Genomic DNA, 13,988 nt, shown 5'->3' with positions numbered 1-13,988 from the left:
TGTCAGCGTTCATAAGCGTTCACGGTGTTCACAGATGTTCATGGCGTGAACGTGAACACCCATTAATGACGACTTGTTGCTGGATACCAAAAAATTTCTTTCTAAAACCAACCCCATAGTAAGGGCATTGTAAGCCATTGTAATATGGTAGTGATTTAATCGCGAGGTAGGTTTCTATCTGCATTTACTTTAACTACATTTGTTAAGTATGCAAAAGATATTGGTAGCCAACCGCGGCGAAATTGCGCTGCGGGTAATGCGTTCGGCCCGTGAAATGGGTATTAAAACCGTAGCTGTTTATTCTGAAGCCGACCGTGATGCGTTGCATGTGCGTTACGCAGATGAGGCCGTTTTTATCGGTCCGCCGCCATCCAACCAGTCTTACCTGGTAGGAGCCAAGATCATCGAAGCCTGCAAGCAAACCGGCGCGGAGGGCATACATCCCGGTTACGGTTTCCTGAGCGAAAATGCCGCCTTTGCACGCCTTGTACGCGAAGCCGGGCTAACGCTTATTGGCCCGTCGCCGGAAGCTATGGAAGTGATGGGTAACAAGCTGTCAGCCAAGGCTGCTGCATTAAAATATAATATCCCCATGGTACCCGGCACCGAGGAAGCCATAACCGATATTGCCGAAGCCAAGCAACGTGCGGTGGAGGTAGGTTTCCCCATCCTCATCAAAGCTGCTGCCGGTGGTGGCGGTAAAGGCATGCGCATTGTAGAAAGTGCAGCTGATTTTGAAGAACAAATGAACCTCGCCGTTTCAGAAGCGACATCTGCCTTCGGCGATGGGTCTGTTTTCATAGAGCGTTATGTGTCTTCTCCGCGCCACATCGAGATACAGGTGTTAGGGGATAACCACGGTAACATTGTACACCTGTTTGAGCGCGATTGCTCTGTACAACGCCGCCATCAAAAGGTAGTGGAAGAAGCACCGTCATCGGTGTTGACGCCGGAGATCCGCGAAGCTATGGGCCGCTGTGCGGTTGACGTGGCGCGCTCGGTTAATTACACCGGCGCCGGCACAGTGGAGTTCATTATGGATGATAAACTCAATTTCTATTTCCTGGAGATGAATACCCGCCTGCAGGTAGAGCATCCTGTTACAGAGTTGATTACCGGCATCGACCTGGTGAAGGAACAGATAAACATTGCCCGCGGTCATGCCATCAGCTTTAAACAGGAAGACCTAAAAATAAAAGGCCACGCGATGGAACTCCGCGTATATGCCGAAGACCCGGCAAATAACTTCCTGCCTGATATTGGCACCCTGCAAACCTATGTTACGCCTCAGGGCCCCGGTGTAAGGGTAGATGATGGCTTTGAACAAGGCATGGAGATACCCATCTACTATGACCCCATGATAGCCAAGCTCATTACCTACGGTAAAGACCGTAAAGAAGCTATAGACCGTATGGTAAGGGCTATTGACGAGTATATTATAACAGGCATAACTACCACGCTACCATTTGGTAAGTTTGTGATGCAACATGAGGCATTTACTTCGGGTAACTTTGATACACATTTCGTTAAAAAGTTTTTCACCCCGGAAGTACTTGACACTGAAAATACGGATGAAGCAGAGATCGCGGCGCTGCTAATGGAACGCCTGCTCAATAGCAAAAAAGTAGCCGTTACAGAAACTGCGGGCGTTCCTGAAAGTAATTGGGTAAAGAACAGAAGGGCATTATAACAATAGCATAGTTGCCAATTCCTCCACCAGCTTCACTTGGGCAGGTATGAGTTTTTGTTCTGCTTCCTGAAGTGTGAACCATCCCGCGCGATCTATCTCAGGAAAGCTTTTGCGCTTACCTGATCTGGGTGGCCATTCTATTTCAAAAGTGTTGCTAACGATGCTGGTGTGGTCTATGTCAGCTTCAACGGCCCAGGCGTACACCGTTTTACCACTCTTTTGCCTAATGGGTTGCAGCTTGATGAAATCGCCATCAATTGTTTTACCTATCTCTTCAACAAATTCCCGCTTTGCTGCTGCAAGGGCATCTTCATCATCATCAAATTGCCCTTTAGGTATTGACCACGAGCTATCATCTTTTTTGGCAAAGAATGGCCCGCCGGGGTGTACCAGGAAAACCTGCGTTCTATTTTCAACAGTGCGATAAAGCAGCAGACCGGCGCTTTGCTTCATTTATTTACAGAATTTATAATTTGATAACGCTTGGTTTATTATTCAGTTTTGATTTAAGTATTAAGATAATTTAAATAGCTTTAATGTAAATTAAAGACTCGGTTTGCTTTTTCTTCAATAATTATTTAGTGTCGGTAAAGTGAAAATTTATAAGCTAAATGTTTAAAAATGAATTATTTTTGTGGCATTAATTAAAGAAACCTAAATACTTAAAGTATATGAAATTCAAATCGCTCGCAACCTTAACCTTCACAGCCCTAACGGTTTTCCTTTACTCAGCTTGTACTAAAGAGACAACCACTAGAACTGACAGCGACAACAACAAGGCTATTGCCACCCAAATTGCTGTTAACCTTACCAACTCTTTAGCAGCCACAGTTGCCAGCGGCAACAACTATTCCGGCCTACCAAAAACCAACAGCGTAGTTAACGGCAAAAAAATAAATGATCTTACTTGCGGCCAATTTATAGAGCAGCCATTTGACAACACCTACACCAAAGGTGATTCTATCAAGGACGTAATGGTTGGTTCAAACAAATTTGTGATCAGCTGCGAAAACAACCAACCAAATGGTTACACCTACACCGGCGAATACGTAAACAGCGGGTTTAGTCCGTACTTAAGCAATTACAAAAACACCGTAAAAGAATTTTATACCCTTAAGTCATTAGCTGATGGATATACCAAGATGCAAATAGATGGTGCGCAAAATTCTACTTATAACTTTACTACCCGCAAAGATGGAGAGGTGATGGTACAAACCAACACTTATAACCTTAAAGGGTTGATTATCGATGCTACATCAAAACCGTTTGATATCACTGCCGGCGTTGCTGAGTATGTATCTAAAGGTAACAATGCAGGTCGCGAGTTTAGCTTTGCAGGTACCATTACTTACCTTGGTAACCATAAAGCAAAGGTTACTTATAATGGCCAAAGCATCGATATCACTATCAACTAAGAATTTCTGATAAAAATTAAAAAAAGCGGACCTCTAAGTCCGCTTTTTTTATGAGCCACGATTTACAAACGGAATATGCAAATTCTTTACTTTTGAAACATGTTTACCGGAATCATTGAGACTTTAGGAAAGGTTGCGGATCTACGCACCGAAGGCGGAAATCTGCACATTACAGTTGAATCATCAATAGCCAACGAGCTTAAGATAGACCAATCTGTTGCGCACAACGGTGTTTGTTTAACGGTAGTGGCTTTAACCGATAGCACCCACACGGTTACTGCCATAGAGGAGACTTTAAATAAAACCAATCTTTCTCACCTAAAAGTCGGTGAACCCATAAATCTTGAACGCTGCATGCAAATGAATGCCCGTTTGGATGGGCATATTGTGCAAGGCCACGTTGACCAAACCGCTGTTTGTACCCGTTACACAGAATTAGATGGTAGCTGGGAATACACCTTTAGCTATGACCCCGGCGTTGGCAATGTGACCGTAGAAAAAGGATCTATCTGCGTTAATGGAATTAGTTTAACGGTAGTTAATTCAGGCCCGCGCGAGTTTTCTGTTGCCATTATACCTTACACTTACGAGCATACCAACCTGCACAACGTACGCGAGGGTTCTGTGGTAAACCTTGAGTTCGATATTATAGGCAAATATGTGGCAAGGCTGATGCAGCGCTAAGTATTATTGCCCTAAGGTTGCGATTCTGCTTTTGCTGTAATCGATGTAAGCCTGCTGTTTGGCTATCGGCGGCTTACCGGCAAGGTATTTTCGATAATATTTTACAGCGCTTTTTTTGTCTTTTAGATAAGTGTCATATACGTTCGCCAGAGAGTAATATATCATTGGCTCTTCTGCAAATTGCAGGCTTTTCTGGTATGCAAGCACTGCCTTTTTGTAATGCTTTAATTTCTCATTACTATCTGCTATCTCTCCGTAGTATGCACCTGCGTTAGGGGTGATGCCATCCTGTAGTGCCAGGTCGAGGAATTTGATAGCCATTAGCTGGTCTTTAACAGCTTTGTAAGCCAGGGCTGTAAAGTAATATGATGATTCGTTTTGTGAGATCTTATCTATTGACAAGAGGGAAGACAAAGCACATTCGTAATTTTTTGTATTGTAATAAGCAACCCCCATTTTTGATAACACAGGCCCACTGCTGTCGCCACTTCCTATCAGTTTGTTTGCCGTTGCAATAACGTCAGGCCATTTCTTTTGGTTATACTGTAGCTTAAGTAAACTGTTCATCAGGATGATATTTTCAGGATCATCGCTGATAGCCTTGGTCAATACCTTCTCTGCCTGGGCGAGGAGTTTCAGGCTTATATAAAGATCGGTAAGGTCTGATGCCACATCGGGTTCGGTAGGGTTGAGCAAGTTTGCCCTTTGCAGGTAGGCTATCTGGCCGGGTATATCATTCCTGTCGCCACTTAGCTTTGCAAGTTGCTTATAAGCCATAAAATTGCTTGTATCACGAGCCACTATCCGTTTGTAATAGATCTCCGCTTTGGTGTTATTGCCTCGGCGAAGATTGATGTTGCCCAGGCTGATCAAGACGCCGGTGTTGGTTGAATCAATATCGTAAATGCGCTGGTAGTATTTTTCTGCATCAGCAAGCCTGCCTGCCATGTTTGAAGTGTACGCCAACTGACCTAAAGCCTTTACACTTTGCACCGGCTCGCCATAATTTTGTTTCAGGTAATCGGCAGCTTCCGCGAAGCGTTGATTTTGGTAGTAATCTAAAAGTAGGGCATCGTCTACTTTTGTGGTAGATTGTGCTAATACGCTTATATTTAAGCATAAAAGAAGTGATAGGCCGGTGATGTATTTCATATAACTAATTTATTAGTTATATAGATTGAAACCAAATTTATTTTCAACTGGCACTGTTTTGGCTATAACAATCCATATAAATTAAGATACTTATGGATAAGCTGAAAAAATTTGAGTTGATGGAGAAGATCGTTAACGAGTTAGAAGATCTTAAAAACAGTAACCAGGCGTTGATCCAAAAGATCACCAAAATAGAGGTGGATAATATAGACCTTGGTAACAAACGCCTTGAAAAAGACCTGCCTGATATGCATCAGCGTGTTTCAGACAACCTTGATACTATCGCAAGCATATTAGATGATTTTGCAAGCCAAACAGATGAGTTTAGCGACAAAAATAATATCGCGGCGCTGAAAGAACAAGAAGCGTTAAAGCAGATATAATAAAAAATCCCCCGCCAACCGGCGGGGGATTTTTTGTTTACCCATCTATTGGTATTGTATGTAAATAGGAGAGGGCTTTAAGCTTAGCACCTCTTTAGGAGTCATCATCTTGTTAGGGACTTTCTTAATGTCGTTCTTATAGAAAAGCTTAAAGCCTGTAAACTGCACAGGTTCGCCTGCAACGTAATATTTGTAAGTCCCTTTCTTCAGCTCCGGGCCGCCCCAGCCATCCATATCCATTACAAATTGTATGTTTTTGTCCAATTTGATGTCTTTATAGTTGGTTACCATACGTTTAGTGAAACGGTGTACTACAAATATTTTAGGTGGCAGATTGTACTTGTCGCAAAGCTTGCTTAGGTATTTGCTTACAAAGTTAATATCATTAGCATCAAAGGTGCCTATTCGCTTACCCGGTACGCTACCCTCTTTCATTGAAAATTCAGGATCGATGCCGAAATGTACATTGGGCATTTTAAGATACTTCTCTAACAATGGCAGTTCTTTTTGCACGGTGCTGTATCCAACCTGTATATCCAAAAAAACCAAAGCATTAAGCGGCTTAGCCATTTCAATAACCTTATCTATTTGGCTAAAAGGCATGCGTAAATTGTGCAGTCCGTTTGATCCTGCATCAGCCTGGGCGGTTACACATATATAGTGAAGGGCTGGCTTAACAGGAATTTCGGGATCGGCAGCTTCCCAGTTCTTTACCTCGGCTTTGAGTTTGTCACGCATTACCGATGGCTCATACTGGCCCAAAACTCCCATATTTTTAGAATACATATTGCCGTAGTAAGCAATCACCCTGTAAAATGGCAGGATTGCCCCCGGTTTAGGGTAAGGTGCGTTCTTTACAGGCCATTTACCGGTTTTATCGCCGTTGGCCAAATGCATCATCAATGAATCATAACGGGCGGTGTCGAGTTTTGCAGCTTTTAGGGTGCTATCAGGCTGTGTGGTTTGTGCTGATGCTGTAAAGGATAATGATGCGCAGCATATCGCTAAAGCAAATTTTAAAGTGTTTTTCAAGTGTGTTAGTTTATAGATTGCTACAAATAAAGCATTTTAATCTGAGGAGTTTAAGCTTTATGAGAAAACGTTTTCAATTACTTCTTCGTTAGTGATGGAAGCACTTAATCGATTGTCAGTGGATGTACTTTTTCTTTTTCCGCAAAAGAAAAAGTACCAAAAAGAAAACTCGCGGCTGCTGCAAAATGCTTTCAAGTTTCTGCTAAAGCAATGCCTGTGCTTACCGCCTTTTGCGAAGGCCGCATGAGTTCGGTTACGTTAGGTTCGTTGCGATATTTATATCCCTACTTCTTACTTTTATTTCCTCCTGTCAGCAAAAAAGCATCGGGCGAAAGCGAGCAGAATATAGCAGCCTTGTGCATTGTCAAGGGCATAATAATACTTGCCTGAAAGAAGAAGCGAAAGCAGAAAAGAAAGTTACATCCACTATCGATTCGAGTTCGCATAACCATTCCTCACGAAGAAATGACCTTATGACTTTAAGGACTTAAATTTTACTTTAATTGTACTGTTACTCAGTACCACCTTCAATGCTTTTTCCTTTCATAGCAGTAGCAATAGCAACATCCATAACACGCTCTGCAAATGGACGGGTAAGGTTATTCAGTTCATCAATTTTGGCGTGGATAAGGTCTTTATCACCTGATGATAGTGCAGCTTTAAGGGTTTCCGTATATTGTTTGGTATCGTTAGTTTCCTGCTCTGATAATAGCTGCCCGTTCTTCTCCAGGAAACGTTCAACGGTGTAGATCATTTGCTCCGCTTCGGTTTTCGCTTCAATGAGCATACGGGCGCTTACATCATCTTTAGCATTTGTAATGCTGTCCATCAGCATTTGCTCAACCAGATCGTCAGTAATACCATAAGCCGGTTTAACTTCCACTTCCTGTTTTACACCACTACGCAGTTCAATGGCCTGTATTTTAAGTATGCCATCGGCATTAAGGATAAAATTGATATCCACCTTTGGGAAGCCCGCAGGCATGGCAGGGATACCTTTCAATTCAAACTCAGCAAGTTTGCGGTTCTCTTTGATCAGATCGCGCTCGCCCTGGTAAACGGCAATTTTCATGTTTACCTGGCCGTCTTTTGATGTGGTATATTGGCGGCCCGCCTTTGTCGGGATCTTTGAGTTACGCGGAATAATGGTGTCCATTAATCCGCCCATAGTTTCAATTCCTAATGAAAGTGGCGTAACATCCAGCAACAAAATATCACTGCGGTTACCTGCTAAAACATCAGCCTGTACAGCTGCACCAAGGGCAACTACTTCATCAGGATTTAACTCATTATGCACATCACGACCAAAAAAATCTGATACCATTTTCTTTACCAGATCCGTACGCGTACTGCCGCCTACCATCACCACCTCGTCAATATCGGCAACGGTGAGTTTAGCATCTTTAAGCGCATTTTGGCAGCTGGCAATGGTTTGTTGTACTTTAGGCAAAATAAGTTTCTCAAAAGTTTCACGGTCAAGCGTGCACCAGATCTCGCACAGCTTTTCGTTAAAGAGGCTTTGGTGCGACAACGCTTTTTTAGCTTCCTCTGCCTTTAAACGAAGGGCCTGTGTTAATTCACGGTTGTTTGCCAGTTCAGTTTTATCGATGTTGTTTTTCTCTATCCAGTAGTCGGCAATGGCGCGGTCAAAGTCATCACCGCCCAAAAAAGTATCACCGTTGGTGGATAATACCTCGAAGATTCCATTCTGTATCTGTAAGATAGACACATCGAAAGTTCCGCCACCAAGGTCGTACACGGCAATGGTTTTAGTTTCTTCGGGGTTTAAGCCTAAACCGTAGGCTAAACTTGCTGCAGTAGGTTCATTAACAATACGTAATACATCAAGTCCGGCCAATTTACCTGCGTCGCGGGTAGCCTGTCGCTGCGAATCGTTAAAGTATGCAGGAACGGTAATTACCGCGCGTGTAACGTTTGTTTTAAGTGCGTGCTCGGCACGTTCTTTCAGTTCTTTAAGTATCAGGCCGGATAGCTCGATAGGTGTATAAAATTTATCACCTACCTTTATCTTTACCAGGCTTTCGGTATCATCATCAATAACCTTGTAGCTAAAAAAGTTTTGGTAGTCCTTTACATCGGCATAAGAGCGGCCAAGTAAACGTTTAACAGAGAAGATGGTGTTCTGCGGATCGCTGATCAAAAACTCTTTGGCTTCGTTGCCAACAGTTATATCACCGGTAGGGCCAAAATGGACTACCGATGGTACCAGCACGCCCTTGCCGGCATCATTTATAACGCGAGGGTTTTTATCCGGATCAATAAAAGCCACCAACGAATTGGTGGTGCCCAGATCGATCCCTACAATAATATCTTCTTTTTGTATAGAACCCGTTGCCAGGTTAATAGAAACTTTAGCCATGGTAAAATTTTACTGGGCAAATGTACTTAGTTTTAAGGCAAGGAGTGTCATTTAGATTTAATTGTCTGAAGATGTCTGAACTCGAATTGAAAGAATTAAGGAATAAATAAACTCAAATTGTCATTACGAGGAACAAAGCAATCTTAGAGGCCAAGCTTATGGGATTGCCATGATATCGGCGGTGATAAAAGGGGTGTATATATTGCGGCTATTAGATTTCTATTAATTCTTTTTTATTATGATAATTTCCATTCCAACAATTTTCATACTTTCAGGGCAATGAAGCGCTTGCTCATACCCCTGTTGATATTGACTGCTACGTTTGCCAGAGCGCAGCAATTTGGCGGCAACCCGCCATCAATCAAATGGAAACAGATCAATACACCCACTACACGGGTTATATTTTCGCAGGGTATGGACAGCATTGCGCAGCAAGTGGCGACCACGGTTGTGCAGATGAACAACCTTATTAAACCAAGCATCGGGTTTAAACAAAGGCAGGTAAACATTGTGCTGCAAAATCAAACCACTGTTTCAAATGCTTATGTTGGTTTAGCGCCTTTCCGCAGTGAGTTTTACTTAACGCCATCGCAAAATAGTTTTGATGTGGGCAGCCTGCCCTGGTGGCAGCAACTGGCCATACATGAATTTAGGCACGTGCAACAATACAATAATTTTAATGTAGGCTTTTCGAGCGTGTTGCGGGTTGTATTTGGCGAAGGTGGGCAGGCCCTAGGTAATGCCATGACCGTGCCCGACTGGTTTTTTGAAGGCGATGCAGTATTTAACGAAACCTTGGTGAGCAACCAGGGCCGGGGCAGGCTGCCTTATTTCTTTAACGGTTACCGTTCGTTGTGGGCCGCCGGTAAGGATTACAGCTGGATGAAGCTGCGCAATGGGTCATACCTGGATTTTACGCCGAACCATTATCCTTTAGGATACATGATGGTAGCTTATGGGCGTGAAAAGTATGACGATGTGTTCTGGAAAAATGTTACGCATGATGCGGCAGCTTTTAAAGGTGTCTTTTATCCTTTGCAGGGAGCTATCAAAAAATACTCGGGGCAAAATTTTACGGTGTATCGCAAAAGCGCGCTGGATTATTTTAAAGAGGAGTTTAAAGATGACGCACGTGTAAAGCTAAAAAGCAAACACTTTGTTGCAGATGAGGAATATCCTGCTTACGTAAACGATACGACGCTGATCTATCTGCGTAATACATACAACCATGTGCCAAAATTCGTGATCCGCGAGGGTAGTAAAGAAAGGTCTATCGCTGTACAGAGTGTCACCAATGATAGCTATTTCAATTACAGTGGCGGTAAAATTATATACAGCTCTTATCGGCCCGATCTGCGGTGGGGTTATCGAAATTATGGCGAGCTCCGCGTTTTGGATATAGCAACGGGCCGGGAGCGCTTACTCACACGAAAAACCAAATACTTTGCGCCATCATTCAGCTTCGATAATAAATCCATAGTTGCGGTAGATGTCCCTGCAACCGGGTTGAGCAGCCTGCATATACTTGATGCGCAAAGCGGGAAGTTATTGACAGCTATTCCAAATCCTGATGGCTTATTTTACACTTATCCTAAATTTTACAGCACAGATCAACTCATCGCTGCAGTGCGAAACAGCAAAGGTGAAATGAGCCTGGCGCTGGTAGATACTAAAACGGGCAGCAATACCTATCTCTTACCATTCAGCTACGGGCCCATTGCATTTCCGCAGGTAAAAGGCGATACCGTTTATTTTAGCAGAACCAACGGTAAAAATGACGAGCTTTTTGCCGTTGATATTAAAAGCAGGCAAGCGTTTAGTATTAGCGGTGTGTCGAAAGGTTTGATAGGATATTATCAGCCTAATGTATCTGCTTCTAAGCTCGCGTTTACTACGTTTACGGCTAACGGATACCAGCTAAAGCAGGTTGGCTTGGATAGCATTAAACTTGTGCCTGCACAATTGAGTACCAAGCCATCTGATATGGGCATATCGGCGCTTGAACAGGATAGCGCAAGTCATTTCGTTGACAATGCCAAAACGCAGCAGTTCGAAGAGAAAAGGTACAGCAAAGCGCATAACCTTTTCAACTTTCACAGCATATTTCCAACGCTTAATGATCCTAATTACTCGCTGGAATTGGCCGGGCAAAATATTCTTAACACTTTTCAATCAAGCATTCTGTTTAATTACAACCGGGATGAGGGCTATAAGCAATTTGGTTACCAGGCTACTTACGGTGGGTTGTTCCCATACCTGTCTGCAGGCGGAAGTTACACGGTTGACAGGCGCGGGTTTTATAAAGGCAACAGCATTTACTACAACGAAACCTCGCTTAATGGAGGATTTACTTTGCCATTCAATTTCAGCGAGGGCAAGTACTTTACCCGTTTATCTGTAGGTAGCAGCGTTAATTACAGTCGTAACACTTTTCAGGATGCATTTCGCAGCATGTTTAAGGACACTTATTATACTTACCTAAGCAACAGCATCGGTTTTAGCAACCAAACACAGCAGGCAAAGCAGCAAATAAATCCGCACTTTGCGCAAAGCATCAACCTTAATTATAAAACGACTGTTTTTGGCAGGGATGCCAAACAGTTTCTTGCTGTTGGCGCATTGTATTTCCCCGGCATATCTACAAATCACAGCTTGGTGTTTAATGGCGCTTACCAGCATAAAGGCCAAAATAATGCGGTTGGTTTTTCTAATGATTTTCCTTTCTCGTACGGTTATTCTGCGGAGAGCCTTGATGACATGTACCGCATGGCTGTCAATTATCATTTCCCAATCGCTTATCCTGATGGTGGTTTTGGTAACCTTATTTACCTGATGCGTCTGCGCGGAAATGTATTTTTTGATTATACCCATGCCAGTGCTGCCAATATATTTGCCAACGGTGCCGGATTTGAAGGTAATTTCCGTTCGTTAGGTGGTGCGTTGTTCTTCGATACCAAAATATTCAATCAGGGTTCCCTATCATTTGGTATCAGGTACAGCCGTTTGCTCGATCCTGATTTCTTTGGCGGCAGCGGACGGGACAGGGTAGAGTTGGTGCTGCCGGTCACCATCTTTTAAGTTTATCAGCTAAGCAATCCCGATGGTGTTTTGCAGTTCCTATGCATTTGCTACCTTTAGGCATTCGCTTACATTTTATGAAAAAACTATATACCCTTTGCTTCACGCTATCGCTTTTAGCTTGCTCAACCTTAACCAATGCCCAAAAAAGGCAATATGTTGACCTGGCAGGATTAGACCCTGCAACTAAACCGGGCGATAATTTTTTCCGCTATGTAAATGGGCGATGGTATGATACCGTTCAGATAGATAAAGACCAGGCAGGGGTAGGGTCGTATTCATTCCTGAATATTCCGCAGAAGCGTTTACTGCAGAATATTTTAGATAGCGTATCAAAATCAAAGAACACACCCGGAAGCATCGAGCAAAAAGTGGGAGATTTTTACGCTTCCGGTATGGATATGGCTACCATCAACCGCAGAGGTTATGAACCGGTGAAGCCTATTTTAAATCGTATCAATGCCATTAACAGCACCTCAGCTTTGCTTAAATTTTTGGCTACTGAACTTACCAACGGCAACAGATCGGTTATAAGTTTTGGCATATCGCCGGATAACAAGAACAGCTCCATTAACATCGCACACGTTTACCAGGCAGGCACAGGCTTGCCCGAGAAAACGTACTATTACAAAACCGATTCGGCCACTCTGCAAGTGCAGCGCGCTTATAAAAATTACATCAGCAACTTATTCCAGCTTACAGGCAGCAGCAAGGCAATAGCTCAAAAAAATGCGGATATCGTTTATGGTATTGAGAAACAGTTAGCTGCAGGCAGCAAAACCAATATTGAGCTAAGGGATGTTAACGCCAACTTTAACAAAATGGCAGTGGCCGACATTGACCGCAAACAGTCTAATATCGGCTGGAAAACTATGCTAAGCAGCATAGGCTCTCAGGTTGATTCAATTGACGTGGCCCAACCTGGCTATTACGATAAACTGAACGCAAAGCTTAAATCGATAAGCCTTGCTGATTGGAAGCTTTACCTAAAATCGTCTACCTTACAAAATTATGCCGATGGACTGAGCCAACCTTTTATTGATGCCTCCTTTGCATTTAATAAGGCACTATCCGGTGAGGACACGCAAAAGCCACGCAGGCAGATCATGACCTCATACGTTGACGGCCATTTGGGTATGGCATTAGGGCAATTGTATGTTAAGCGATATTTTAACGAAGACGCGAAAAAACGTGTTCTGGCGCTGGTTAACAATCTCCAAAAATCTTTTGAGAACCGCATTAATCATCTCGATTGGATGAGCGACAGCACCAAGCAAAAAGCCAAGGAGAAGCTTTACACTATTATAAAAAAGATAGGCTATCCTGATAAATGGCGCAATTATGATGCTGTGCAGATCAGCAGGAACAAGTTTTTTGAAAATCTTCTGTCGCTCAACAAAAACGATTACCAATATGAATTGGCTAAGCTAAACAAGCCTGTTGATAAAACCGAATGGGGAACCACGCCATCTACGGTTACAGCTTACTACAATCCGCCGGTTAATGAGATCGTTTTCCCTGCAGGAATACTACAGTACCCTTACTTTGATTTTGCTGCCGATGATGCCATTAATTACGGCGGGATAGGGATGGTTATAGGCCATGAAATGACCCACGCCTTTGATGATCAGGGTGCCCAATATGACAAAGATGGCAATGTTAAGAACTGGTGGACTGCAGAAGATCTAAGCAAATTTAAAGAGAAGACCAGCCAACTGGCCAAGCTTTACAGCACATTTACCGTGTTAGATACTGTGCATGTAAAAGGATTGCTAACCTTGGGCGAAAATACTGCGGATAACGGCGGCGTTGCCATAGCTTATGATGCCTTTAAAATGACGGAGCAAGGTAAGGGTAACGAAAAGATTGACGGCTTTACGCCAGATCAGCGTTTTTTCCTCTCTATTGCCCGAATATGGCGTGTTAAAACAAGGGATGCTTTCTTGCGCACTTACGTTAATACCAATCCACACTCCCCGGCCATGTGGCGTGTAAATGGTCCGCTGATGAACTTTGAACCGTTTTACAAAGCTTTTGATGTAAAGCCGGGCGATAAAAACTACAAGCCGGTTGCTGACCGCGTAAGGATCTGGTAAGGTATATATGCAAAATTTTTAACGATTAAGTAAAAGTTCTTTAAAACTATCAAATGTTGTGCTGGTTACTTATTTGTA

Annotated in this window: 10 protein-coding genes; 6 read left to right on the top strand and 4 right to left on the bottom strand. The window is 43.1% G+C overall.

The window, feature by feature from the left end:
* The first annotated feature begins 208 nt into the window (after positions 1 to 208).
* Positions 209 to 1,690, top strand: a complete 1,482-nt coding sequence (gene accC, locus FPZ42_RS08325) for an acetyl-CoA carboxylase biotin carboxylase subunit (RefSeq protein ID WP_146270254.1) — start codon at positions 209 to 211, stop codon at positions 1,688 to 1,690.
* Here accC and FPZ42_RS08320 read toward each other — a convergent pair.
* Positions 1,685 to 2,143, bottom strand: coding sequence for an NUDIX domain-containing protein (locus FPZ42_RS08320; protein ID WP_146270252.1), 459 nt, complete (start codon positions 2,141 to 2,143; stop codon positions 1,685 to 1,687). The genes accC and FPZ42_RS08320 overlap by 6 nt on opposite strands.
* 218 nt (positions 2,144 to 2,361) lie before the next feature.
* Between FPZ42_RS08320 and FPZ42_RS08315 the strand changes: the two genes are divergently transcribed.
* A complete protein-coding gene (locus FPZ42_RS08315; RefSeq protein ID WP_146270250.1) occupies positions 2,362 to 3,105 on the top strand; it encodes a hypothetical protein in 744 nt (247 codons plus the stop codon).
* A gap of 99 nt (positions 3,106 to 3,204) precedes the next feature.
* Entirely contained in the window at positions 3,205 to 3,789 is a 585-nt protein-coding gene (locus tag FPZ42_RS08310; RefSeq protein ID WP_146270248.1) for a riboflavin synthase, read from the top strand.
* Positions 3,790 to 3,792: 3 nt separating this feature from the next.
* Here the strand turns inward: FPZ42_RS08310 and FPZ42_RS08305 are convergent, their stop codons facing one another.
* On the bottom strand, positions 3,793 to 4,941 hold the full coding sequence (locus FPZ42_RS08305) for a tetratricopeptide repeat protein (protein ID WP_146270246.1): 1,149 nt from the start codon (positions 4,939 to 4,941) through the stop codon (positions 3,793 to 3,795).
* Positions 4,942 to 5,033: 92 nt separating this feature from the next.
* On the opposite strand from FPZ42_RS08305, the gene FPZ42_RS08300 reads away from it, so the two are divergent.
* A complete protein-coding gene (locus FPZ42_RS08300) occupies positions 5,034 to 5,324 on the top strand; it encodes a hypothetical protein (protein WP_146270244.1) in 291 nt (96 codons plus the stop codon).
* A gap of 45 nt (positions 5,325 to 5,369) precedes the next feature.
* Here the strand turns inward: FPZ42_RS08300 and FPZ42_RS08295 are convergent, their stop codons facing one another.
* Complete coding sequence (locus FPZ42_RS08295; RefSeq protein WP_222431554.1) at positions 5,370 to 6,356, bottom strand: hypothetical protein; 987 nt, start codon at positions 6,354 to 6,356, stop codon at positions 5,370 to 5,372.
* 511 nt (positions 6,357 to 6,867) lie between these two features.
* Positions 6,868 to 8,736 carry a Fe-S protein assembly chaperone HscA gene (gene hscA / locus FPZ42_RS08290; RefSeq protein WP_146270240.1) on the bottom strand — a complete coding sequence of 623 codons (1,869 nt, stop codon included), beginning with the start codon at positions 8,734 to 8,736 and terminating at the stop codon, positions 6,868 to 6,870.
* A 279-nt stretch (positions 8,737 to 9,015) separates the two neighbouring features.
* On the opposite strand from hscA, the gene FPZ42_RS08285 reads away from it, so the two are divergent.
* Complete coding sequence (locus FPZ42_RS08285; protein ID WP_146270238.1) at positions 9,016 to 11,814, top strand: hypothetical protein; 2,799 nt, start codon at positions 9,016 to 9,018, stop codon at positions 11,812 to 11,814.
* Positions 11,815 to 11,891: 77 nt separating this feature from the next.
* Positions 11,892 to 13,910 (top strand): M13 family metallopeptidase, encoded by a 2,019-nt coding sequence (locus FPZ42_RS08280; RefSeq protein WP_146270236.1) that lies wholly within the window; start codon positions 11,892 to 11,894, stop codon positions 13,908 to 13,910.
* Positions 13,911 to 13,988: the final 78 nt, after the last annotated feature.

This window comes from Mucilaginibacter achroorhodeus, assembly GCF_007846095.1.
Taxonomy (GTDB): domain Bacteria; phylum Bacteroidota; class Bacteroidia; order Sphingobacteriales; family Sphingobacteriaceae; genus Mucilaginibacter; species Mucilaginibacter achroorhodeus.
This window is presented reverse-complemented; position numbering and strand designations above follow the sequence as displayed.